This window comes from Nocardioides soli (assembly GCF_014191495.1).
Lineage (GTDB): Bacteria > Actinomycetota > Actinomycetes > Propionibacteriales > Nocardioidaceae > Nocardioides > Nocardioides soli.
The window spans coordinates 45,722-68,334 of record NZ_JACHWR010000004.1 but is presented as its reverse complement, the minus strand read 5'-3'; the positions used below and the strand labels follow the sequence as shown (position 1 = coordinate 68,334).

Sequence of the window (22,613 nt, the reverse complement as noted above, 5' to 3'; positions counted from 1 at the left end):
TCGAAACCACCGCCTCGGACAGGCTGCGTCAGCGGGACTCCGGTTCGACGGCCTCGGCGGTCTCGCTCTCCTCGTTCAGCCGCGAATGCCGGCGCCCGTAGGCGAAGTAGACGACGAACCCGATCAGCATCCAGATCACGAACCGCTCCCAGGTCTCGCCGGTCAGGTTGAGCATCAGGTAGAGGCACATCAGCACGGACAGGCCCGCGACCACCGGCACGATCGGCGTGCGGAAGGCGCGCGGGAGGTCGGGCCGGGTGCGGCGGAGCACGACGACCGCGATGCTGACCAGGATGAAGGCGAAGAGAGTGCCGATGTTCACCAGGTTCGCGAGCGTCGTCAGGTCGACGAAGCCGGCGATCGCGGCGACCACGCAACCGGTGATGAGCGTGATCCGGTACGGCGTGCCGTAGGTCGGGTGCACCTTCGAGATCCAGCGCGGCAGCAGCCCGTCGCGGCCCATTGCGAACGCGACCCGGCACTGCCCGAGCATCAGGATCATCGCGACCACCACCAGTCCGATGCACGCGCCGATCGAGATCAGGTTGCCCATCCACTCCACGCCGGCGGCGTCGAACGCCGTGGCGAGCGGGGCGGCGTCGTCCGGATCGATCTCGGTGTAGGGCTGGATGCCGGTGACGACCAGGCTGACCGCGGCGTACAGCAGCGTCACGATCGCGAGCGACCCGAGGATGCCGATCGGCACGTCGCGCTGCGGGTTGCGCGCCTCCTCGGCCGTGGTGGCCACGATGTCGAAGCCGATGAAGGCGAAGAACACGATGGCCGCGCCGGCGACCACGCCCGCGAAGCCGTAGACGGCCGGCTCGATGCCGAAGAGCGAGGTGATCAGCGGCAGCTGTCTGAAACCGCCCTCGCCCTCGGGGACCGGTTGGGACTCGGGGATGAACGGCACCCAGTTCGACGGGTCGACGTAGGCGATCCCGACGACGATGACGGTCACCACCACGGCGATCTTGATGGCCACCACGACCTGGTTGACCCGGCTCGAGAACTTCGTGCCGCGGATGAGCAGGCCCATCACGACGAGCGCGACGACCACGGCGGGCAGGTCGATGACGCCCTCGGAGGCCGACGACAGCGCCGTCGGCAGCTCGAAGGCCGTCCCGTCGAGCAGCTCCTGGAGGTACCCGGAGAAGCTGACCGACAGCGCCGCGGAGCCGATCGTGAACTCCAGCACCAGGTCCCAGCCGATCACCCACGCGATCAGCTCGCCGAGCGTGGCGTAGCTGAAGGTGTACGCCGAGCCGGCGACCGGCACCGTCGAGGCGAACTCGGCGTAGCACAGGCCCGCGAGACCGCACGCCACGGCGGCGATCAGGAAGCTCAGCGCCAGGGCGGGGCCGGAGTTGGAGGCGGCCACGGTGCCGGTGAGCACGAAGATGCCGGCGCCGATGATGACGCCGACGCCGAACACGACGAGGTCGGCGGCGCCGAGGTCCTTCCGGAGCCTGTGGTCCGGATCGTCGGTGTCGGCGATAGACCGCTCGATCGACTTGGTGCGGAACAGGTTCATGTCCTGACACTGTCCTCCGGTGCGCCGGCCGAAACCAGGCCCCGCCGGGTCAGCGGTAGGTCGCGAGGATCAGCCTCTCCGCCTGCTCGGCGAGCTCCCCCGTCGTGGTGCCCCACTGATCGCGCAACACCTGCTCGGTGTCGGCCCCCTCCGCCCCGAGCGCGTCGAGCAGCAGCCAGGGCGCCTGCTCGCCGTAGGAGTCGGCGACGTACTCGATCGCCCACCACGCCAAGCCGTAGTGGGCCTGGGAGTCCTCGTCGTTGAAGGACCCGTCGTCCGGCAGGTCGGGGACGCCCTCCTCGGCCGCGGCCACGGCGGCGTCGGGGATGCGTCGGTCCTCGGGCGGCAGCGACTGCACCGACACCCACTCCGCGAGCCCCTCCGAGACCCAGATCGGCGCGAGGTCGTCGGCAGTGCCGATCGCGACGTGGGTGAGCTCGTGGCGCACCAGCCGGTCCCTGCCGGGGCCGGCCCGGTCGACGATGCGCGGGTTGAGCACGAACCTGGTGCCCGCACCCACCGGGAAGGACACCGCGTCGAGCTGCTCCGGGTCGTCGCCGGGGACGTCCTCCAGGCCGGCCATGAACGTCGGGTCCGACAGCGCGTAGACGACCACGGACCTGGACCACTCGTGGGGCACCAGCACGGACACGTCGGCGATGCCGGCCTCGACGGAGGTGAGCAGCGAGCCGGCGGTCGCGACCGATCCGGCGTCGAAGATGCCGAGCACGCCGAAGCCGGCCCGCACCTCGACCGGGCCGACGTCCCACGGCTGCGGCTGCACCCGGTGCGCCGCCTCCCAGCCCCGGTCGGCCACCGACACCAGCCGCAGCCGGCCGCGCCCACCGGCGGCCGGGGCGAAGCGGAACCGGTCGGACGTGATGACGGGCTCCGCGTCGTACCCGTCGAGCTGGAGCACCTCGTCGACGATCGCCCAGTAGCCGTCGCCGTCGCGCACCAGGCTCGCCGGGTCGAAGCGGTAGCCGAACCGCTCGAGCGGGAGCTGGGTCAGGTTGGCGTACCAGGTGCGCTGCTGCTCCCGGAACCGGGCGCCGCCGCCCAGGGTCCGCTCGAAGGCCTCCGGACGGGCCCGGCGCACGGCCGCGGCCCGGGCCTGCAGCGCGTGCTCGACCGCCGCGGCGACGTCGGCGGCCGGTGCGGGCGCGGGCTGCGGCGGGTGGTCGTCGGCGCAGCCGACGAGGGCGATGCCCGCCAGCCCCAGGGCCAGCAGCCCCCGGACCAGCGGCATCGCGATCGGGCGATGGCTACGTCGTGTGCCCGACATCGAGGGGAGAACGACCGTCGGAGAGCGAGGTCATGTCTTCCACGATGCCCATCTCCTCGACGATGGACAGGGCGATCGCCTGCGGGGTGAGTCCGATCCGCTCAAGGATCGCGGCACGCTTGGCGTGGCTCAGGAACTCCTGCGGGATGCCGTGCAGACGGAACGGCGTGTGCACGCCGGCGGCGTTGAGGGTCTGCAGCAGCACCGCACCGCAGCCGCCGGTCTCGCCGTTGTCCTCGATGCTGACCACGAGCCGGTGCTCGCGGGCGAGCTCGATGATCGCGGGATCGACGGGCTTCACCCAGCGCGGGTCGACGACGGTGACGCCGATGCCCTGGGCGATCAGCCGGTCGGCCACGCCCACGGCCACGGTCGCCATCGAGCCGACCGCGACGACGAGGACGTCCTTGGTGCCGTTGCGCACCAGCACGTCGCAGCCGCCGGCCCGGCCGACGGCCTCGATGTCCTCGGGCGGCGGGCCCTTCGGGTAGCGCACCACGGTCGGGGCGTCATCGACCTCGACGGCCTCGTTGATCAGTTCGCGCAGCCGGGTCGCGTCGCGCGGCGCCGCGAGCCGCAGCCCGGGCACCACCTGGAGGATCGACATGTCCCACATGCCGTTGTGGCTCGCCCCGTCGTCGCCGGTCACGCCGGACCGGTCCAGGACGAAGGTGACGCCGCACCTGTGCAGCGCGACGTCCATGAGCACCTGGTCGAAGGCGCGGTTGAGGAAGGTGCCGTACACGGCGAACACCGGGTGCAGGCCACCGAGCGCCAGGCCCGCCGCCGAGGTGGCGGCATGCTGCTCGGCGATGCCCACGTCGAAGGTGCGGTCGGGGAACCGCGCCTGGAACTTGTCGAGCCCCACGGGGTGCATCATCGCGGCGGTGATGGCGACCACGTCGGGACGACGCTGGCCGATCTCGACGATCGCGTCGGAGAAGTGGTCGGTCCAGATCAGGCCCTTGGGCTTCTCCGCCCCGGTCTGCACGTCGAAGGGGCCGGGCCCGTGGAACTGGTCGGCCTCGTGCCGCTCGGCCGGATCGTAGCCGTAGCCCTTCCGGGTGATCGCGTGCACGATCACCGGCGCGTTGAACCGCTTGGCCTGCGCCAGCACCTGCTCCATCGCCACCCGGTCGTGGCCGTCGACGGGGCCGACGTACTTGAGTCCCAGGTCCTCGAAGAGGCCCTGCGGCGCCAGCGCGTCCTTGAGCCCCTTCTTCATCGCATGCAGGGCGTCGTACGCCGCGGGTCCGACGCCCGGCACGGCGTTCAGGCGCCGCTTGACCAGGTCGAGGACGTTCTCGTAGCGCGGGTTGGTGCGCAGCGCGGTGAGCGCGTTGGCCAGGCCGCCGATCGTCGGCGTGTAGGAGCGGCCGTTGTCGTTGACGACGATCACCAGCCGGCTGGTGCGGGCCACGGCGATGTTGTTCAGCGCCTCCCAGGCCATGCCGCCGGTGAGGGCTCCGTCACCGATCACCGCGACCACGTGCCGGTCCTCGCCCCGGACCGTGTAGGCCTTGGCGAGCCCGTCGGCGTAGCTGAGCGCGGTCGAGGCGTGGGAGTTCTCGACGATGTCGTGGTCGGACTCGGCCTGGCTGGGATAGCCGCTGACGCCACCCTCCTGGCGCAGCCCCTCGAAGCCGGCCTTGCGCCCCGTGAGCAGCTTGTGCACGTAGGCCTGGTGGCCGGTGTCGAAGACGATCCGGTCGCTCGGGGAGTCGAAGACCCGGTGCAGCGCCATCGTCAGCTCCACCACACCGAGGTTGGGGCCGATGTGGCCGCCGGTGCGGGCGCAGGTGGCGATCAGGAAGTCTCGGATCTCGGTGGCGAGCGTGTCGAGCTGGGCGTCGTCGAGGCCGCGCAGGTCGCGTGGCGACGTGATCGAGTCGAGTACTCCCATAGCGGGCGAGTCTACGTGGCCGCCGCTCGGCGGCCACGATCGCCGCGGTGGGCGTGGCACCGCAGCGGCTCCGCCCGGGCGGCCGGCTCTCCCGGAGTTGCGGTATGCCGCGCGGGATCGACGTACGCCCCGGCCCCGGCGGCCCTATCCTGCCGCCATGCGGATCGGCGTCCTCGGCACGACCGTGGCCACCGGCCCGTCGGGCCCGGTCAGCCTGGGCGGCCCCAAGCAGCGTGCGCTGCTCGCCGCGCTCGCGCTGCACCGGGGCCGCGCGGTGTCCGCCGACACGCTCGCCGACCTGGTGTGGGACGGGTCTCCTCCGCCGGGCGTGTCCGGGACGCTGCAGGGGTACGTCGCCGGGCTCCGCCGTGCACTCGAGCCGGACCGGACCACGCGTGCCGCCGCAACCCTCCTGGTCACCGAACAGCCCGGGTACGCGCTCCGGTTACCCGATGACGACCTTGACACCGCCGACTTCGAGGCAGCCGTGTCGTCGGCCCACACGCTCGTCGCCCCTCTCGCCGACGCGCTGTGCCGGGGCCGCGCCCTGCCACCGGGATCGCCCGACGCCGGCGGCCTGGCCGCCCTCCACGACTCGCTCGACCGGGCGCTGGGGCTGTGGCGCGGCGTCCCGTTCGCCGAGCTCGGTGATGTGCCCGCGGCCGCCGCCGAGCGGGCCCGGCTCGAGGAGCTGCGGGTGCTGGCCAGCGAGGACCGGGCGGCCGTCGGCGTCCTGCTCGGCCTGCACGCGACCGTCGCCGCCGAGCTGGACGCGCTGACCCGCGTCCACCAGCTGCGCGAGCGGGCCTGGGCGCTGCGCGCGCTCGCGCTCGCCGGGTCGGGGCGGCAGGCCGACGCCCTGGCCGTGCTGCGGGAGGTGCGCGACCTGCTCGACGAGGAGCTGGGGCTCGAGCCGGGGCCCGAGCTGCGCGCCGTCCAGACCGCGGTGCTGCGCCAGGAGCAGATCGCTACCGCCGCGCCGGCGCCCGCCGGGGACGTCCCCGTGGTCCCGGACCCACCCCCGGCCGGCGTCGAGACGCACGCTCCACTGCCGTTCCCGGCGCTGTGGCCGTGGTCGCTGGCCGGGCGCGACGAGGAGCTCGCCGCCCTGACCGGGCTGGTCGACCAGGTGGTCGCCGCCGCCGGTTCCTCCCCAGCGTTCGTCGCGCTCACCGGCGAGCCCGGCATCGGCAAGAGCCGGCTGGCGATCGAGCTCGCGACGTACGCCGCGGAGCAGGGCGTCACGATCGCCTGGGGCCGCTGCTCGCAGGACGACGGCGCGCCCGCGCTGTGGCCGTGGGCGACCGTGCTCGAGCGGCTCGGCTCGCAGCTGCCGTCGGCCGCGGACGACGACGACCAGGCCGCGGCGTTCCGAGCCTGGGAGAGCATCGTGCAGACCGTGCTCGACACCGCCGAGCGGGCACCGCTGCTGCTCGTGCTCGACGACCTGCACTGGGCCGACACCTCCAGCCTGCGGGTGCTCCGGCTGCTCACCGAGGCGGTCGCGCAGGAGAGCCCGGCCCGGCTGCTCGTGGTGTCGACCTGGCGCGAGCACCCGGTGCCGACCGGCGCCCTGGCCGAGGTGGCGGAGGCGCTGGCCCGCAAGCACGCGCTGCGGCTGCAGCTGCGCGGGATCTCCGCCGAGGCGACCGCGCAGGTCTTCGCGCAGGTCGCCGAGGCCGAGCCCACCGACGCCGACGCCGACACGCTGCGGCGGCGTACGGAGGGCAACCCGTTCTTCCTCGTGGAGTACGCCCGGCTCGCCAAGGACGGCGACCTCGCCGCGCTGGTGGCCGACGGCCGGCCGCCGGCCGCCGTGCACGAGGTGCTGTCGCGCCGCCTGGCGACGCTCGAGGACGCCACGCAGGACCTGCTCCGGACCGCGAGCGTGCTGGGCCGGATCTTCGACCTGTCCACGCTCGCGGAGGTCGCGCGCGTCGACGAGGACGACACCCTGGACCGGCTCGACCCGGCGATCGCGGCCGGGCTGGTCGCCGAGGACGGGGTGGACCGGTTCCGGTTCAACCACGCCCTGGTCCGCGACACGGTGCTCAGCGGGCTGCCGCAGTCGCGCCGGGCCCGCGTGCACGTCCGCGCCGCCGAGGCGCTCGGCGAACGCTCCGGGCGCGAGACCGAGGTCGCCCGGCACTGGCTGGCCGCCGGACCGCGGCATCTGGCGAGGGCCTGGCCGGCCGCTCAGGCGGCGGCCCGCTCCGCGACGGCGGTCTACGCCTACGTCGAGGCACTGGAGATGCTCGAGTACGCCCTGAGCTCCCAGGACGAGGACCCGGCCTCGACCCCCGCGGACCGGTTCGAGGTGCTCGCCGACCTCGCCGACGTGCTCCGGCGCGCGGGCCGCTGGCTGGAGCTGCGCGAGGTCGCCCACGAGGCGATCGAGGTGGCCGACGAGGCCGGGGACCTGGACCTGCTGATCCGGGCCGGCGCGATGACCAGCACCGGTGCGCTGTGGACTCCCGGCGGTGGCGAGGTCGACGACATCGTCGTCGACTCACTGCGGCGCGCGCTCGACCGGTTGCCCGAGGGCGACGACCCGCGCCGCTGCCGGGTGATGCTCTCGCTGGCCGGGGAGACCTACTACGGCTCGACGCCGCAGGAGCGCGAGGCGCTCGCGGAGGAGGCGGTCGCGATGGCGCGGCGCCTCGACGACCCGGCCCTCGTGCTCAACTCCCTGATCAGGTCCACGATCGCGACCTGGCGGGGCGCCAACGCCGGGCAGCGCCTGGAGATGACCACCGAGGCCACCCACCTGGCCCGCCACCTCGGCGACGCCGTGGGGCTCGTCTCCGCGCTCGCCCTGCGGGCCGAGGCCGCGGGCGAGCTGGGCGACGTGGCCGCGCTCGAGGAGTGCCTGGTCGAGGGCCGGGCGCAGGCGGACCGGATCCGGCACGTCTACGCCCAGCTGTTCCTCGGCTCCCTCGCGGTCTCGTGGGCGGCGATGCGCGGCCGGTTCGACGAGGTCGCGACGCTGTTGGGCGAGCTGGACGACCTCGCCCAGGTCGTCAGCATCCCCGGCACCGCCGAGTCAATCGCCGGCGCCCTGATGATGCAGTCGCTGTGGCAGGGCGGCGAGGCCGACGTGCTCGCCGTGCTCGAGACGCTGCCGGTCGACGGCTTCGTCCCCACGACGCCACCGCTGCTGACCATGCTGTGCCGCACCGGTCGGCTCGACGACGCCCGCGCCTGCCTGATCACCCACCGCGAGCACCTCGATCGCGCCGTCGACGCCGACACCTGGTACTCCCCCATGGCCTGGAGCATGGCCGCCGAGACCGCCTGCTACCTGGGCGACCTCGAGCTCGCTGCCACGGCGTACGAGCTCTTGGCGGGCCTCGCCGGCCAGACCGCGAGCGCGGGGTCCGGCAGCACGATCGGGCCGATCGACATGTTCCTGGCGATGGCCGCGCACACGACCGGCCAGGACGACCTCGCCACCCGGCACGCCGAGCGGGCCGTCGAGCTGTGCGAGCAGTGGCGGGTGCCACTCGCCCGTGACTGGTGCCTACGGGAGCGGGAGCGGCTGGGCATCTGAGTCCGCCGCGGCCGGGTCGTGCGGAGCTGCGGGTTTCACCTGCTGGCCGCCGAAGAGTCCGGCGGTCGGACTGGTGGTTTCGAGACAGGCGCCAGCGCGCCTTCCTCAACCACCGTAGGCGCAACCTCCTCAGCCGCCGTGCCCGACGAGGACGATGGTTGAGGAGGTTGCGCTAGCAACCGTCTCGAAACCACCGGTGCCAGTCGACGTGTCCGTGCGGGGTTGGAGGCTGCGGGGGTCGTTGGCGTGAGCGGGGTGGTTTCGAGACAGGCGCCAGCACGCCTTCCTCAACCACCGTGCCCGACGAGGACGATGGTTGAGGAGGTTGCGCTAGCAACCGTCTCGAAACCACCGGTGCCGGTCGACGTGTCCGTGCGGGGTTGGAGGCTGCGGGGGTCGTTGGCGTGAGCGGGGTGGTTTCGAGACAGGCGCCAGCACGCCTTCCTCAACCACCGTGCCCGATGAGGACGATGGTTGAGGAGGTTGCGCTAGCAACCGTCTCGAAACCACCACGAACGCGACCCAGTGCCGACACTCCCCCGACCCGGACCAGGTGGTTTCGAGACAGGCGCTAGCGCGCCTTCCTCAACCACCGCCACGTCCCAGGCGCCAGCGCGCCTTCCTCAACCACCGTAGGCGCAGGCAGCTAGCGCGCCTTCCTCAACCACCGGGATCCCCACCACGGGCAGGTGCGCCTCTCCTCGACCACACCGCTCACACGTAGCGGAAGGTGCGGGCATGCACCCGGGCGAAGCGGCGCCGGGTGCACCGCCAGATCATCCGGGTGCCACGTCCGCCCGGCTGCGCGAAGATCCGGTCGAGGGCCTCGCGCGGGACGCCGTACGCCGCCCAGGGGACGATCCGGGCCACCTTGGCGAGGCCGAGGTCGGGGCCGGCCTCCTGCTCGATGCGGGCGAAGTCCGCGACCGTCAGCAGCCGCTGGATGATCGCGATCGCCTCGGTCTCCTCGTGCGCCAGGTGCCGGCGCAGGGACTCGCGGGCGGCGCTCACCCGGACCGCGAGGGCGGCGCGGGTGTCCTCCACGGACCTCCGAGCGGTTCCGTGGGCGAGGCGCTGGAAGCCGGTGCCGCAGCCCTCGAGCAGCGGGTCGATCTCGTCGTGCTCGGCCTCCATCGCCGCGAGCACCGTGGCGTCCTCCGGCGTACCGAGACGCTCGAGTGCCGGCCAGATGCCGACGTCCTCGACGGTGTGGTGCTCGTGCAGGACCTCGGCGAAGAGCTCCCACCGGTGCGCGAGCAGCCCCCAGGTCGCGCGCTCGCCGACCGGGGTGGTGCGGACCGCGGCGACGAACAGGTCCAGGTCGCGCCGGAAGGCGTGGTGCATGACGTACATCATCTGCATGTCGATCGGTCCGTCCGGGGCCGCGACCTGGCCGGGCAGCCGCAGCTGCCGCGGCCAGGTCGGGCTGGTCGTCGCCATCTCAGGCACCGACCCTGTCGGGCTCACGCTCGGTCCGCGGCTCGTCGGCGCCATGCCGCTCTGCCTCGATGGTGGGCAGCAGGCGGTCGAGCCAGGCCGGCAGCCACCAGTTCCAGCGGCCGAGCAGCGTCATCGTGGCCGGCACCAGCACCATCCGGACGACGGTGGCGTCCAGCACGATCGCCACCGCCATGCCGAAGCCGAGCTGCTTGACGACCGTGTCGGCCTCGGTCGAGAAGCCGAGGAACACCACGACCATGATCGCCGCAGCCGACGAGATTACCCGGCCGGTGGCGGCCAGGCCGCGCTCGACGCTGGCCGTGGCGTCACCGGTGCGCAGCCAGAACTCCCGGATCCGGGAGAGCAGGAAGACCTCGTAGTCCATCGAGAGCCCGAACAGGATCGCGAAGTTCAGGATCGGGATCCAGCTCGACACCGCGACCGCGTGGTCGATGCCCAGCAGGCTGCCGCCCCAGCCCCACTGGAAGACCGCGGTGAGGACGCCGTACGACGCGGTGATCGACAGCAGGTTCATCACGGCCGCCTTCACCGGGACCACGACCGAGCGGAACATCATCGCCAGCAGCAGCACCGACACGGAGACCACGAACCCGACGACCAGCCACAGCCGCTCCGACAGCATCCCGGAGATGTCCGCGAAGAGCGGGGTCGTGCCGGTGACCTCGACGCCCTCGGGCAGGTCGGCGCGCAGCGCCGTGACCAGCTCGGAGGTGCGCTCGTCGGCGGGCCCGGTCGACGGCTCGGCGTCGAAGACGCCGAGCGCGCCGTCGGGCGTCAGCATCGGCGTCGTGACGCCCGCGATGCCGGGGTGCCCGGCGACCTGGTCGGCGATCGCCTGCGGGTCGGCGCGGGTGGCGTCGACGACGACGGTGAACGGCCCGTTCGCGCCGGGGCCGAACTCGGTGTCGATCAGGTCGTACGCCTTGCGCTGGGAGGTCTCCGGGCTCGCGCTGCTGCCGTCCTGCGGCCAGGTGCGCATGCCGAGCACGGGCGCGGCCAGGAACAGCAGGAACACCAGCGCGGCCAGCCCGAAGGCGACCGGGCGCCGGACGACGCGCGCCGCCCAGCGGGCGGTGAGCGGCGTCCGCTGCACGCGGAGCGCGCCGGCCCCCTCGGCCGTCCGGGCGCGGCGGGGCATCAGGCGACGGCCGGCCAGCCCGCACAGCGCCGGCACGAGGGTGAGCGCGGCGGCGAGCACCGAGACGACGGCGATCGCGGTGGCGTAACCGAACGTCGAGTAGACCGGGAGCCCGCCGAGCCGGAGCCCCAGGAGCGAGATGAGGACGGTCAACGAGGCGAACACGACCGCGCGCCCGGCGGTCTCCAGCGCGCGTCCGGCCGCCTCCCGCCTGTCATGGCCCTGGCCGAGGAACTCCACGTGACGGGTGACGATCAGCAGCGCGTAGTCGATGCCCACGCCGAGGCCGACCATCGTGGCCACCGTGGGCGCGGCGGTCGAGACGTCCATCGTCGCGGCGAGGAGGGTCACGCCCGCCGAGCCGACGGCGAGGCCCATCAGTGCCACCAGCAGCGGAAGGCCGGCGGCCACGACCGAGCCGAAGGCGATCACCAGGAGGGCGAGTGCCGCGAGCACGCCGGCGAGCTCGCCGGTGCCCTTCATCTGGGACTCGGCGCCGCCGGGGAGCTCGCCACCCAGCTCCGCCTGGAGCCCGGCGTCGCGCAGCGGCGCCACGGCGTCCTCGAGCGGCTGGTAGCCGTTCGTGCCCACGACGTCGGGGTCGGTCACCGGTACGTCGTAGGACACGGTCACCAGGGCGGTCGCGGTGTCCGCGGAGAGCCGGGGCGGGCTCACCGAGCTGACGTGGTCGAGGGCGCCGAGCCGCTGGACGAGCCCGTCCAGGTCCGCGGCCGACAGCGGATCGCCCTCGCGGTCGTGGACGACGACCTGCGCCGACGCGCCGCCGCCGTCGGGGAGGTGGGCACGCAGCTGCTCGATGCCCGCCTGGGCACGGGCGTCGGGGATGTCGTAGTCGTCCCGGGTGGTGCCGCCGACGGCGTTCGCGAGCCCGAAGGCCACCATGACCACGGCGAGCCAGGCGAAGATCGTCCGCCAGGGGTGCGCCGCGGTGTGGTGGCCGAGGCGGTAGAGGATGCGAGACACGGTGGTGCTCCCGTCAGAGATGGACCGAGGTCGAGCTGATCTGGTGGCAGGACTCTGACCCCGACCACTTGGGACCGGCTGGGAGCTGGCTTGAGGCGCGGTGGCTGGCGGTGATGGGCGGCGGCTGGCGGGTCGGCGGCGGCTCGCGGCACGCGGCTGGGTACGGTTTCTCCCGATGACCCAGACCGAGATCCAGCTGCTGTCCACGATCGTGGCCGGCTTCCTGCTCCTCGCGCTCAGCGTGGGCGCCTTCGCGCTGCACCGGAGCCGCATCGGGGTACTGCTGCTGGTGCTGGCCGCCGTGGCGACGCTGCTGTCCTACCCGCTGATCGGGCAGGTCTCTCGCGACCAGCAGGAGTCGACCCGGCAGGCGATCGAGGCGAAGTACGACTTCGAGATCACGGAGTGGAGCGCGCCGCTCGGCGACTCCCCCATCTGGGTCATCGACGGCCGGCCGCAGTCCTGCGAGGTCGACCTGTCCGACCGGGACGACCCGGTGCTGGAGTGTACGGACCCCGTGGCGGAGGCTCCCGCCTCGTAGTGACGGACGTGTCCGTCAGCGGCGCACCGGCTGCCCGAGCGGACGTCGCCAGGTCGCGACGCCCTCGTCGAGATGCAGCTCGCCGTCGGTCTGCTCCGCGGCCTCCGGGTCGTGGGTGGCCATCACGACGACGGCGCCGCGCTGCGCCTCGGCGCGCAGCGCCGACATGACCCGCTCACGGTTGGCGGCGTCGAGGTCGCTCGTGGGCTCGTCGGCGAGCAGCACGGTCGCCTGCGCGGCGAAGGCCCGCGCCAGCGCGACCCGCTGCTGCTGACCGCCGGAGAGCTCCTCGATCAGGTGGTTGCCGCTCTCCTCGAGGCCGACCAGGGCGAGCGCGCTGGCGGTACGACGGAAGGCCTCGTCGGCCGCCACCCCGGCGGTGAGCAGCGGGACGACGACGTTCTCGGCCGCCGTCAGCGAGGACGCCAGCCCGTTGCCCTGCGGCACGATCGCCACGCCCAGGGCGGCGGCCTGGGTCCGGTCGGTCAGCCCGGTGCCCGCGAGGCCGACCGTGCCCTCGCTCGGCGGCACCGCGCCGGCCAGCGCCCACAGCAGCGTGGACTTGCCGGCGCCGGACGGGCCGGTGACGGCCAGCAGCTGGCCGGGCTGCACCATCAGGTCGACGTCGCGCAGCGCGACGATCTGGGCCTCGCCGGCGCCGTAGCGGACCTCGAGACCTCGGGCCACCAGCTCATGCATCGGTCCCACCCTCCTCCCGGAGCAGCGTGTAGCTCCCGTCCTCGAGCAGGTGGAACCGCACGAGCGTGCCCGGCAGCAGCTCGTCGCGGACGTGCAGCGGGAGCGGCAGGAAGCCGTCGGGCGTGACCACGGCGTACTCCTCGCCGCTGCGGCCCTCCCCGCCCACGCGGCCGTCGCGGATCGTGATCGTGCGCGGCAGGAACGCCGCGACGTCCGGGTCGTGGGTGACCAGCACCACCGTGGTGCCGAGCTCCCGGTTGAGGGCGGCCATCCGCTCGAGGACGAGGTCGCGGGCGCGATGCTCGAGCTGGCTGGTCGGCTCGTCGGCGAGCAGCAGCCCCGGCCGCGGCGCCATCGCGACCGCGAGCGCGGCCAACTGGAGGTGGCCGGGGCTGAGCTCGGACAGCGGCCGCTCCGCCTCGGCGACCAGGCCGACGCCGGCGAGCACCTCCTCGGGTTCGGGCAGGTCTTTTCCGGACTGACGCGCCACCCCTTGGGCGAAGCGGACGTTCTCGAGCGGCGTGAAGTACGGCAGCAGGTTGCGGCCCGCGCCCTGGAGCATCAGGGAGACCTCGAGTGCGCGCAGCTCGTCGAGCTGGCGGTCGCGGGCCGCGGAGAGCTCGACCGGCCCCACGAACACCTTGCCGGCACTGGGCCGGAACACGCCCGCCAGCAGGCTGAGCAGCGTCGACTTCCCCGCGCCGGACGGCCCGAGAAGGCCGACCATCTCCCCCGCGCCCACCTCGAGGTCGACCCCGGACAGCGCGGCCACCTCGTGGCCCTCGGAGCGGTAGATGTGCACCAGGCGCTGGGTGCTGACCCGCAGCCCGGTGGCGGTGGCACGAGCGGTCCCCAAATCGGTCACAGCGTCTCCCGCAGTCGTCGCAGCTCCGACCGCGCCGCCAGGGCCCGGCCGATGAGCACGCTGCCGGTCCCCAGCACCGCGAGCGCGGCGAGCACCGCGACCAGTACCGCCCACCAGGCGGTGTCGAGGTCGAGCGTCGAGACCTCGGGCGCGGTGGCGAAGAGCGGCACGATCGGCATCGCGAGCTGAGCACCCACCACACCCGAGATGCCACCGGCGACGACGCCGACCAGCACGGCGGGGAGCTGGGCCGCGACCGCCATCGCCCGGATCGAGGCTCGCGGGACGCCGCTCATCCGCAGGGCCGCGAAGTCACGGGTGCGGAAGCGCCACCCGCTGACGGCGCTGACCACCAGCACGAGCAGTGCGATCAGCAGGGCCACCCCACCGACCACGGCCGCGAGCTGGAGGCTCCAGGCCGCGGCCGAGGCGTCGTAGCCGCGGCGTACGTCGGCGAGCGTGGTGGTCGAGGAGATCGCCAGCCCCTGCTCATCAAGCGCGGTACGCACCCGGTCGAGCAGCGCCGGGTCGTCGTCGGCGAACCAGATCTCGAGCTGATCGGTCGCGAGCACCGAGTGGCCGCGCTGCAGGGAGTCGAGGTCGGCGACGAACGTGTTCGCGGGCGACGCCGGCACCCGGGGCAACGTGCCGACCTGCGCGGCCTGCTGGAGCTCGCCGTCGAGCCCGGCCAGCTGAAAGCGGTTGCCCACCGCGCTCGGCGGCAGCGGACCCGCCACCAGCGCTGGGACGATGGTTGGGAGCCAGCGCTGCTGCATGGTCATCGGGGTCGCGCCCCGGCCGTCGAAGGTGACGGTGAGGTCGTCGGGAGTGTTCGAGGACGGCGTGACCGTGCCGTCCTCGCGCACGTCGTACGGCGTCCACTCGTCGGCAGGCCCGAGTGGCACGACCTCCCCCGACGGTCGCTGGGTGAGGTTGCGCAGGGTCACAGCGCCTTCGAGCGATGCGCTCGGCAACGTGCTGGCCCAGACCCCCGTGACGTGACAGCCCTCCGTGCAGCTGACCCGCTGGGTGAACCTGCGGTGATCGGCCGGCCCTTCCGGCAGCACCCCGAAGGTGGTGTGCAGGGTCTCGCCCCGCCGGTTGACCAGGTCCAGGCCGATGGTCACCGGGTGCGACTCGCCGTCGGTCCGATGGGAGACGAGCGTCGAGTCATCGACATCGAGGCTCAGCTCGTCGGCGACCAGGTCGATCGGCTCCACGTCCGGCGGGGTGAGCTTGCCCCACACGGCCTCGGACGCCGTGCCGCCGGGGAAGAGCGCGATGTCGCGGAAGGACGACGCCACCACCGCCAGCGTCCCGATCGCCTGTTCACCGGGCGGCAGCACGCGCACCACCGGCGTCAGCTGCTTCCCGTCGGGGTCCACCTCGTCGATGGCCGCACGCAACTCGGCCAGCTCGTTCCCGCGGACCTCGACGACGCGGGCGGCGCCCGCCTCCTGCTGGGCCGCGGTCACCCGGTTGCGCCCGCCGACGACCAGGGCGTCGGCGGAGAAGACCGCAAGCGCCGAGGCGAGGGTGACGATCGCGATGATGCGCCGGGTCGCCGGGCTCCGCGCCGCGTCGAGCAGGCTGACCCCTGCACGCACCGTTCCCCGACGCAGCCGGCGTCGGCCGAGGAGGGCGGCGGTCGGCGTCGTGAGGTGGGCGAGTACGAGGCCGACCACGATGGCGAGCAGGCCGGGCGCGGCCAGCGCGATCGGTCCGTCGAGCCCCCCGGTCGCGAACACGACGACGATGCCGCCGGCGCCGGCGATGATCACGGCCTCCGTCGCCCCGAGTGCCCAGCCTGAAGTGCGCGGCGGCACCCGGCGCAGCAGCCGCTCCACGGGCTCGCGAGCGACCCGGCTGACGGCCATCGCGGTCACGCCCGCGAGCACGATCCCGGCGAGCACGAGCGCGGCGAGAAACGGCCAGCCGAGCTCAAACGGCACACTCCCCGGCAGCAGCACGCGGCGGGCGAACCAGTTGGCGAGCACGGCGAGCACGGCACCCGGCACCAGCGCGAGCAACGTGATCGGCAACAGCTCGGCCAGCAGCAGCCAGCGTGCGCCCCGCCGCCCACGACCACGGAGCCGGGCGAGCGCCACCTCGGGCCGGCGCTGCTCGGTGATCGCCAGCAGCACGAGCCAGAGCACGACGACCGCAAGCAGGCACAGCTGGGCCATCAGCAGCGGGACCGTCACCCGAGACTGATCGATCTGGCCCTGCACGTCGTCGGCGAGGCCGGGCAGACCGGAGACCACGTTCGCGGGCGTGACCCCGAGCTCCGGCTCGGCGTGCGCGAGGTCGTCGATGACCGGGCCGAGCTCGAGCAGCTGGTCGACCCCCACGGCAACCTGGTCGATCAGGAAGCCGGCGCTCGACGAACGGGCGTCGGGCCTGGTGCCATCGCTCTCGAACGTCTCGCGCGGAGTCAGCCACACGTCGTGCTGGATCACCTGCGGCGGATCGAGCGAGACCACGCCGGAGCGACCGGTGATCGACTGGCCGAACCAGTAGTCCGACGGCACCTGGCGGTAGACGCCGACGACCTTCAGGTCCAGCACCGGTGCGCGGCCGTCAGGCTGCGCGGCCCCGGGCACGTGCACCGTCTCGCCGACGTCGAACCCGAAGATGTCGACGTCGGCCGGGCTGACGGCGATCTCGCCGGTCGCGGTCGGACAGGCGCCCGCGGTGAACTCGAGATGGTCGCACTGGTCGCTGCGCCAGACCAGCTCACCCACCGGATCGGTGCGCTCGCCGGGCAGCACTTCTGCGCGACCGCTGTAGCTCAGGATCGGCTCGTGGAAGTCCGACCTGACCTCGGCCGGGAGCTTGTTCGCGACCACCTCGGGCGGCAGCACCGGCGCGGAGGAGAACTCGTCCGACGGCGTCACGGAGATCAGCACGCTGGAGTCGAGGACCGGTGCGTTGTCGATCGTGATCTCGGTGAGCGCCTGCTGCATCGCACGGTAGTACAGGGGCGCGAACGCCGCGCACGCGGTCATCAGGGCAGCCAGCGCCACGACGGCAGCGGCCTGCAGCGGCCGGTAGCGCCAACGCCTCACGTCTCAACCCCCGTGGTGCACCAAACCGAGCCACCATCTCATACGGACGGCGATCGACGGTTGCGGCACGCAGGGGCGCTCAGGCGCCGCCGAGGGGGTTGATGCCGGTCGCCCTGCCCGCGAAGGCGAAGAAGAGCAGGTCGGTCATCTCGAAGGTGTCGCCCCGTCCGTGAGCCGGGCGGAAGTCCGGGTTGCGCAGCAGCGAGAAGCGGCTGCCCTCCATCGCCCGGTGGAACGTCTCGGCCACGAGACGACCGCCGACGCGGCGCATCCGCCCGTCGCCGGTCTCGGCCTCGCGCAGCACGTAGAACCACAGCGGCGTGCGCTCGACGAGCGCGTCCTGCTGACGGCCGGTCAGGCCGTCGAGCTTCGCTCCTCCGCTGCCCTGGACGATCTGGCGCCGGCTCAGCGGCTGCACCGAGACCCCCGCCGCGCGCAGCGCGGCCACCATCTGCTGGCCGCTGGCGAGCTTGAGCATCGAGCCGCGCACCAGGTTGCGGAACGCCAGGTTGCGCCGGCGGTCGTCGAACGGGATCCCGGCGCTCCCGCCGAAGGTGCTCGGCGGCAGGTTCTCGAGCGGGTCGGTCAGCAGCGTGTCGATGCGCTGGGCCCGGTTGACCTGGTCAGGCGGGGCGAGCTGCGGGTGCCCGCCGGCCGGGAAGTCGTACATCCGCCGCCAGTCCGCGATCCAGTTGCTGAGCAGGCGGTCCTCGCCCCCGAGGTCGCCGCCGAGCGCGGAGAACTGGAACATGTAGTCGAGGGACCCGATGCCCTGAGGGAACCGCCGGTTCCAGTCGTAGACCGGCCGCACCATGCTGTGCCCCAGCCGGAAGGCGGCGACCGAGAACTCCACCGGCATCCGCGGCATCTCGGTGGGCGCCACCGCCGGGTCGACGAGCCTGCGGCCGTGGGTGAAGACGTCCTCCACGACGGCGGGGTCGACGATGCGCGGCAGGTAGTCGTGCCTGATCAGCCAGTGGTAGTGGAGCGTCACCGACCTGCGTGCCCGCCGGAACCGCTGCGCCGGCGGGACGCTGGCCGGCAGCTTGTCGACGACGCGGTTGTGGAAGCGGATCATCGCCAGGTGGGTCTGGGCGACGATCAGGTTCTCGTCGTTGCGGGGATCGGGAATGAGCGCCCGACGCCGCTCCTTGCGCGACCCGGTGCCGACCCGGGGCAGGTCGTGTCCCGCCTTCGCGCGGTCCGGACCGGTCCGGATCGTGTCGCCGGTCTTCAGCCGCACGCCGTCCGCCGCGTAGAACCCGGCCGAGCCCGCGTCGGCCGGACCGGCGCCGTACAGCGAGTCGAGGTCCAGCGTCGGCGAGCGGCCCTGCAGCAGCTCGGCCGGCGTCACGTCCTCGCCCAGGCGGACGTCGGTCGCGTCCATCGTCAGGTCGTGGTCGATGAACTGGCCGAGATAGGTGTAGCCGGCCGGCACGTCGCCGCGGCCGACGCCGCCCTTGGTCATCGCCTTGGCCAGCGTCAGTGCGAGCTGCTCCGGGACGACTCGGCCGCGCGGTCCCACCCGCGAGAAGCGGAACGGCGGTGCGGCGGCGCGCCGCACCGCTGGGGCCGGTGGAGCGTCCGGCTCCGTGATCGGATCGGGCTGGTCGCCCCGGCGTCCGCCGAGCTGGGTGTTGACCACGCCCTCGCCCTCGATGAAGAAGGTCTCTGAACCGTGCCGAGTGTTCATCGTCCGACGCTAGGACGGGCAGCCGCCAGACCGCCTCGCCCAGGTTGGCCATGTTCGGTGGCACCTCTTCGGCCGATGCGTCCGGAATCTCGTCGATCCTCTTGACTTTAAGTTCACTTCAACTTGCAGCCTGGTGGGGACGAGTTCCTGACATCGACTCCTAGGAGAGATCCACCATGCCTGTCGCCGTCATCACCGGCGCGTCCCAGGGCCTCGGCCTCGCCCTCGCCCACGGACTGGCCGGCGCGGGCTGGTCGGTCGTCGCCGACGCGCGCGACGCCGACCGCCTCCAGTCCGCGGTCGCCGGCCTGCCCGGCGGCCCGCACCTCACGGTCGCCGGCGACGTCACCGACTCCTGGCACCGTGGCGCGCTCGCCGCGTCGGCCGCCGACCTCGGCGGCGCCGACCTGCTGGTCAACAACGCGAGCACCCTCGGCGCGAGCCCGCTCCCCCGCCTCGCCGACCTCGACCCCTCGACGTACGCCCGCATCCTCGAGGTGAACGTCGTCGCCCCCGTCGCCCTCGCGGGACTCCTGCTCCCCCAGCTGCGCGGGCGCCGCGGCCGGATCCTGTCCATCACCTCCGACGCCTCGGTCGAGGCGTACGAGACCTGGGGCGGCTACGGGTCGGCGAAGGCCGCGCTCGACCACGCGATGCGGGTGCTCGCCGCCGAGGAGCCGCTGGTCCGGGTGTACGCCGCCGATCCCGGCGACCTGCGCACCGCGATGCACCAGGCGGCGTTCCCAGGCGAGGACATCTCCGACCGGCCCGAGCCCGTCTCCGCCGTACCTCACCTGATGGCGCTGGTCGAGGGCGAGCTGCCGAGCGGGCGCTACCGGGCCGCCGACCTGGCGCCGGTGACGGGGGTGCGTGGATGACCGTGACGATCCGCGAGGCTGCCGTGCCGCCCGAGGCGCGCGGTGTCGCCCGCGACGGCGTCCGGCTCGCGGTGGTCACCCCGGCCGGGACCAGCCACACCACCGCGTCGCGGCTGACCGACCACCTGCGCCCCGGCGACCTGCTCGTCGTCAACACCAGCGCGACCCTGCCGGCCGCGGTGGACGCCGACGGCTTCGGGGTGCACGTGTCGGCCGGCCTCGACGACGGCAGCTGGGTGGTCGAGGTGCGCCAGCCCGACAACAGCGGCCCGGCCATGCCGGTGCCGGGTGAGGCCCTGACGCTGCCCGGCGGGCTCACGCTGCGGGTGCAGCAGCCGCACCCGGCCGGCCAGACCCGGCTGTGGCGGGCGCTCCCGTCGCCGACGGTCGACCGCGCGACGTACCTGCACCGCTGGGGTCGCCCGATCCGCTACCGCTACGTGCACGGGTCGTGGCCGCTCGACGCGCTCCAGAACGTCTACGCCACCCACCCCGGCAGCGCCGAGATGCCCAGCGCCGGGCGGCCGCTGACCGAGCGACTGCTGGTCCGGCTGATGGCCGCCGGGGTCGTGATCGCCCCGGTGGTGCTGCACACCGGCGTGGCCAGCCAGGAGAAGCACGAGCCGCCGCAGCCCGAGAAGTACGCCGTGCCTCCCGCCACCGCCCGCCTGGTCGGCTCGACCCGGGCCGCGGGTCGCCGGGTCGTCGCCGTCGGCACCACCGTCGTCCGCGCGCTCGAGTCCGCCGCCACCGTCGACACCCGGGTGATCCCCACGGCCGGCTGGACCTCCCTGGTCCTCGACGAGTCCCGGCCGGCCCGCGTCGTCGACGGCCTGCTCACCGGCCTCCACGAGGCCGAGGCCTCCCACCTCCAACTCCTCGCGGCCGTCGCCGGCCGCCGCCTGGTCGACCGCGGGTACGCCGACCTCGCCACCCTCGGCGCCCCGCCGTACCTGTGGCACGAGTTCGGCGACACCATGCTGCTGCTCCCCTGAGCCGCGCGATCGGTGGTTTCGAGGCTCGGCGCTGGCGCGCCTCGCACCTCAACCACCGTCGGTAGACACGCTGGTTGAGGTGCGAAGGCCGCCAGGCCTGAGCCTCGAAACCACCCGCCGACCACCGCTCCGGTCCAGACCGGCGATTCGGCGGCGTAACACCCAGGTCGGCCCCTACGCTTCTCTGGCTATGAACGTGCTGCGTGAGCGCCGAGGTGCGCGCCTGGTCGTCGTCGGCGCTGCGCTCGCGGTCCTGGCGGGGTCGGCGGGCCTGGTGCCGGCAACGGCCGCCGTGGCGCCGTCGGCCGCCAAGCCCCAGACCAAGCCCAAGGCCAAGCCCAAGCCGGTCATCGCCGAGCAGAAGGTCTCGCCGTACCGCTACTTCTCGCCGGACGGCGACGGGTCGGCGGACGCGGTCGGCGTCCCGTTCCGGCTGCGGGCCAAGGCCCGGGTGTCGGTGGTGATCCGCCCGATGTCCTCGGACTCGCACTCCAGCCCGTACGACGGCGTGGCGACGAAGGAGGTCGTGCGCCGCGCCGACGTCGGGACCCGGAAGGCCGGCGATCGAACCTGGTGGTGGCGCGGTCGCGACGACGACGGCAGGGTCGTCGAGGACGGCTCCTACGAGATCACGGTGAAGGCGAGGCCGCTGGGGAAGAAGCGCCCGGCGGGCTCGATCTCGTTGGTCGTGGACTCGCATACGACGTTCCATCTGCGAGACGACCAGTCGCCGGCGATCACGGTCAGCCGCAGGTCGCTCTACCCCGACACGACCGCGATCAAGGACCAGATCTCGATCTCGACGAACGAGCTGCCCGGCGGCCGGTGGGACCCCGAGGGATCGACAGCGCGCCTGTCGATCACCGATGCGGCCGGAGCCGTGGTCCGCCAGCAGACGTACCCGGGTCACCTGCTGTGGGACGGCACGAGCTCGTCCGGCGCCCGGGTCCCCAACGGCCTGTACACGGTCCACGCGGACTGGTCCGACAACTACGGCCACCGCGTCTCGAAGAGCATGGACATCACGGTGGCCGCCGGTTCGCTGGTCCGGCAGGACTGGTCCAAGACGTTCGACGACCCGAGCGACCTGCTCGTCCAGAACGGTTACTCGTGCCCGCCCGGGTACTACGAGTGCGAACCGCACGCTGTCGCGCGACAGAGCACCCGGTTCGGCACCGGGCTCAGCTTCGGCCCGACCGCCCTGGCCAGGTTCGAGACGACGCTGCCGTTCCCCCCGCTCGACCCGGTCGTCGACCGGATCCGGCTGAGCGTCTCCGGCGGTCCCGCAGCGGCCGGCGACACGACGGCGAACGCGTACTACTACCCGGCGGGCGCCGTCTCGAGCGCCGTACCGTCCGGCGACGGGACGACCGTGTCGGAGTGGTTCCGGACGGACCGGATCGGGCAGACGGGCCGGTTCGGATGGACCGTCGGCTCCGCCACGGGCGGGTACGACGTCGACTCGTTCACCGTCGACCTCGTGCACTGGGCGCCGCCGACCGGCTGAGGATCCCGGACCACCCGCGCCGGGGCTTCGCTACGGCGTGGCGACCACGACGCTCCCGGCGGCCGTCTCGTCGACACAGGTGGCCACGCGCCGGGCCGCCTCGGACGAGCCGAGCAGGTCCGCGAAGTCGGTCGCCGGGTCGTACCAGCCCCCGCCGCCGTCGAACCGCTCGCCAACGACGACTCTCGACCCGTCGACCTGCACCACGGCCCGCGCGGCGCCATCCCACGTGGTGCCCTGCGGCCAGAAGACGACGCTCCCGCCGATCAGCAGGCAGCCCTCCCGCTCACGCAGCTGCCCCACGACCTGGGCGGCCGGGTAGGCGTTCCAGTCCTCGACGACGGTGATGACCGGGCCCGCCTCGGCCCCTTCTGGCGCATCGGCGCCACGCGCCGCGAGGAGTGCCAGCAGCGCGGTTCCGACGAGCGACATGGTCCGATCCCCCACGACGCCGTCCTCCCGACCTGTCCGTGCCTCCCGCCGGACCGATAGGACGCCGCGGGCAGCCCGCG

At 73.3% G+C, this 22,613-nt stretch carries 15 protein-coding genes; 5 read left to right on the top strand and 10 right to left on the bottom strand.

Annotated elements, in window-relative coordinates:
* Positions 1-28 precede the first annotated feature (28 nt).
* From FHU40_RS23230 to dxs, 3 genes are read right to left on the bottom strand one after another with little or no spacing between them, the layout of a single operon-like run.
* A complete protein-coding gene (locus FHU40_RS23230; protein ID WP_183594888.1) occupies positions 29-1,534 on the bottom strand; it encodes an amino acid permease in 1,506 nt (501 codons plus the stop codon).
* 49 nt (positions 1,535-1,583) lie between these two features.
* A complete protein-coding gene (locus FHU40_RS23225) occupies positions 1,584-2,783 on the bottom strand; it encodes a hypothetical protein (protein ID WP_183594887.1) in 1,200 nt (399 codons plus the stop codon).
* Positions 2,784-2,799: 16 nt separating this feature from the next.
* The gene (gene dxs / locus FHU40_RS23220) at positions 2,800-4,722 is read right to left on the bottom strand and encodes a 1-deoxy-D-xylulose-5-phosphate synthase (protein ID WP_183594886.1); all 1,923 of its coding nucleotides are present in this window, start codon (positions 4,720-4,722) and stop codon (positions 2,800-2,802) included.
* Between the two features lie 157 nt (positions 4,723-4,879).
* On the opposite strand from dxs, the gene FHU40_RS23215 reads away from it, so the two are divergent.
* Entirely contained in the window at positions 4,880-8,272 is a 3,393-nt protein-coding gene (locus tag FHU40_RS23215) for an ATP-binding protein (protein WP_183594885.1), read from the top strand.
* 714 nt (positions 8,273-8,986) lie between these two features.
* Here the strand turns inward: FHU40_RS23215 and FHU40_RS23210 are convergent.
* Entirely contained in the window at positions 8,987-9,712 is a 726-nt protein-coding gene (locus FHU40_RS23210) for a hemerythrin domain-containing protein (RefSeq protein ID WP_183594884.1), read from the bottom strand.
* Between the two features lies 1 nt (position 9,713).
* The gene (locus FHU40_RS23205) at positions 9,714-11,855 is read right to left on the bottom strand and encodes an MMPL family transporter (protein WP_183594883.1); all 2,142 of its coding nucleotides are present in this window, start codon (positions 11,853-11,855) and stop codon (positions 9,714-9,716) included.
* A gap of 175 nt (positions 11,856-12,030) precedes the next feature.
* Between FHU40_RS23205 and FHU40_RS23200 the strand changes: the two genes are divergently transcribed.
* The gene (locus tag FHU40_RS23200) at positions 12,031-12,396 is read left to right on the top strand and encodes a hypothetical protein (protein ID WP_183594882.1); all 366 of its coding nucleotides are present in this window, start codon (positions 12,031-12,033) and stop codon (positions 12,394-12,396) included.
* Between the two features lie 15 nt (positions 12,397-12,411).
* Here FHU40_RS23200 and FHU40_RS23195 read toward each other — a convergent pair whose 3' ends face one another.
* The 4 genes from FHU40_RS23195 to FHU40_RS23180 form a co-directional block, all read right to left on the bottom strand.
* Positions 12,412-13,095 carry an ABC transporter ATP-binding protein gene (locus FHU40_RS23195; protein ID WP_183594881.1) on the bottom strand — a complete coding sequence of 228 codons (684 nt, stop codon included), beginning with the start codon at positions 13,093-13,095 and terminating at the stop codon, positions 12,412-12,414.
* Positions 13,088-13,960, bottom strand: coding sequence for an ABC transporter ATP-binding protein (locus FHU40_RS23190; RefSeq protein ID WP_252275305.1), 873 nt, complete (start codon positions 13,958-13,960; stop codon positions 13,088-13,090). Before FHU40_RS23190 ends, FHU40_RS23195 begins: the two co-directional genes overlap by 8 nt.
* On the bottom strand, positions 13,957-17,028 hold the full coding sequence (locus FHU40_RS23185) for an FtsX-like permease family protein (RefSeq protein WP_183594880.1): 3,072 nt from the start codon (positions 17,026-17,028) through the stop codon (positions 13,957-13,959). The genes FHU40_RS23190 and FHU40_RS23185 overlap by 4 nt, the downstream gene beginning before the upstream one ends.
* Before the next feature lie 79 nt (positions 17,029-17,107).
* Complete coding sequence (locus tag FHU40_RS23180; protein ID WP_183594879.1) at positions 17,108-18,721, bottom strand: peroxidase family protein; 1,614 nt, start codon at positions 18,719-18,721, stop codon at positions 17,108-17,110.
* A 176-nt stretch (positions 18,722-18,897) separates the two neighbouring features.
* Here FHU40_RS23180 and FHU40_RS23175 point away from each other — a divergent pair, with 176 nt between their 5' ends.
* From FHU40_RS23175 to FHU40_RS23165, 3 genes are all read left to right on the top strand, one after another.
* A complete protein-coding gene (locus FHU40_RS23175; protein WP_183594878.1) occupies positions 18,898-19,599 on the top strand; it encodes an SDR family NAD(P)-dependent oxidoreductase in 702 nt (233 codons plus the stop codon).
* Positions 19,596-20,594: an S-adenosylmethionine:tRNA ribosyltransferase-isomerase gene (locus FHU40_RS23170; protein WP_183594877.1), complete on the top strand. Its 999-nt coding sequence runs from the start codon at positions 19,596-19,598 to the stop codon at positions 20,592-20,594. Before FHU40_RS23175 ends, FHU40_RS23170 begins: the two co-directional genes overlap by 4 nt.
* 190 nt (positions 20,595-20,784) lie before the next feature.
* A complete protein-coding gene (locus FHU40_RS23165; RefSeq protein WP_183594876.1) occupies positions 20,785-22,101 on the top strand; it encodes a FlgD immunoglobulin-like domain containing protein in 1,317 nt (438 codons plus the stop codon).
* Between the two features lie 30 nt (positions 22,102-22,131).
* Here FHU40_RS23165 and FHU40_RS23160 read toward each other — a convergent pair whose 3' ends face one another.
* Positions 22,132-22,533, bottom strand: a complete 402-nt coding sequence (locus FHU40_RS23160; protein ID WP_183594875.1) for a hypothetical protein — start codon at positions 22,531-22,533, stop codon at positions 22,132-22,134.
* Positions 22,534-22,613 lie beyond the last annotated feature (80 nt).